Origin of the sequence: Streptomyces glomeratus (assembly GCF_021462825.1) — a bacterium.
In the GTDB taxonomy this organism is placed as follows: domain Bacteria; phylum Actinomycetota; class Actinomycetes; order Streptomycetales; family Streptomycetaceae; genus Streptomyces; species Streptomyces glomeratus.
The window spans coordinates 1-1,655 of the sequence record NZ_JAKEEB010000092.1 but is presented as its reverse complement, the minus strand read 5'-3'; the positions used below and the strand labels follow the sequence as shown (position 1 = coordinate 1,655).

The 1,655-nt window shown below is 72.4% G+C and carries 1 protein-coding gene; it reads right to left on the bottom strand.

Annotated features, from left to right (window positions below):
- Positions 1-1,626: zinc-binding dehydrogenase (locus LZ604_RS35435; RefSeq protein WP_505016498.1), on the bottom strand; the 1,626-nt coding region annotated here is incomplete at its 3' end.
- Between the last annotated feature and the right edge of the window lie 29 nt (positions 1,627-1,655).

Genomic DNA, 1,655 nt, shown 5'->3' with positions numbered 1-1,655 from the left:
GGCACCCTCCGCCACCAGCCGACGCGCCACACACAACCCCAGACCACCCAGACCACCAGTGATCAGATACGCCGCCTCCGACGACAACCGCACCGGCCGGTCGAAGCTGAGCACGACCTTTCCGATGTGCCGGGTGTGCTGCATATGGGCATAGGCGCGGGCCGCGTCGCGGCGGGGGAACACCGTCATGGGCAGCGGGCGCAGCGCACCGGCCGCGAACAGGTCGCCCAGGGCCTTGAACAGGCCGGGCAGCAGCGTGCCGTCGCGTTCGGCGTCGTCGCCGAGGTCGAACGGGAAGTAGCCGACGTCGGGCCGTGCGCTCCGCATCCGCTCGGGGGACCAGATGCCCAGCCTGCCCATCTCGACGAAGCGTCCGCCGGGGGCGAGCACCGACAGCCCGGCGGGGATGAAGTCACCGCTGAGGCTGTTGAGGACGACGTCGACGCCCTCTCCGCCGGTGAGGGCCAGCAACTCGTCGGCGAACGAGGTGCTGCGGGAGTCCAGGACGTGGGTGACGCCCAGGGCCCGTACCGCGTCCCGTTTGCCGGCGCCGGCCGTGGCGAACACCTCCGCGCCGAGTGCCCGCGCGATCTGCACCGCGGCCCCGCCGACGCCGCCGGAGGCCGCGTGCACCAGCACCCGCTCGCCGGACCGCAGACCGGCCAGCCGGGCCAGGGCGTAATAGGCGGTGAGGAAGGCCAGCGGGATCGTGGCGCCCTCGGCCGGGGACAGCCCCTCGGGCAGCGGGGCCACCTGGCCGGCCGGTGTGGTGACGTAGTCCGCGAAGCCGCCCTCCGTCATCGCCATCACGGCGTCGCCGACGGCCGGTTCGGTGACGCCGGGGCCGACGGCGGTGACGACGCCCGCGCATTCGAAGCCGAGCGCGATGTCGCGGGCGTGTTCGAGACCGTAGGTCCGTGCGTAGTGGTCCCGCATCATGCCCAGCGAGATGAGCACGTCACGGAAGTTGAGGCCGGCGGCCCGCACCTCGATCTCGACCTCGCCCGCTTCCGGGGCCCGGCGCCGGGCCGGCTCCGACCGGAGGTACTCCGGGCCGCCGTACTCGGTGAGGACGAGCCGGCTCGGGACGGGGTCGGGGGTGGGGTCGGCGGCGGGGGCGAGTTCCGGCCGCAGCCGCGTCCCTCCCCGTACCGCGCTGTACGACAGCTCCGTACGCAACAACCGCTCCAGCGGCGTCACCCCGTCACCGTCCACCACCACACACCGCAGCTCCGGATGCTCGGCGTTCACCGTCCGCACCAGACCCCACAACGCACCATGCGCCGGATCCGGCCGCTCCAGCCCCCGCACCACCTGACCCGAAGACGTCACCACATACAACCGCGGAGGCACCGCACAAGCCACCGACTCCCGCACCAGCTCCAGCAACCCCACCGACAACGACAACGCACGCGCCGCATCACCGGCAGACCCACCCACCCCCGAAACACCGTCACCCACCGGCTCGGCCACAGGAGCCACGAACACCACATGCTCCGCCCGCGACACCTCCCCCACCAACGACACACCCGGCCCCAGATCCACCTCACCGGACCCACCGACCACACACCACCGCCCCGACAACCCCGCAGCCACACCCTCCTCAGCCACCTCCGACCACTCCACACCCACCAACCACTCCACCCACTCGGAGT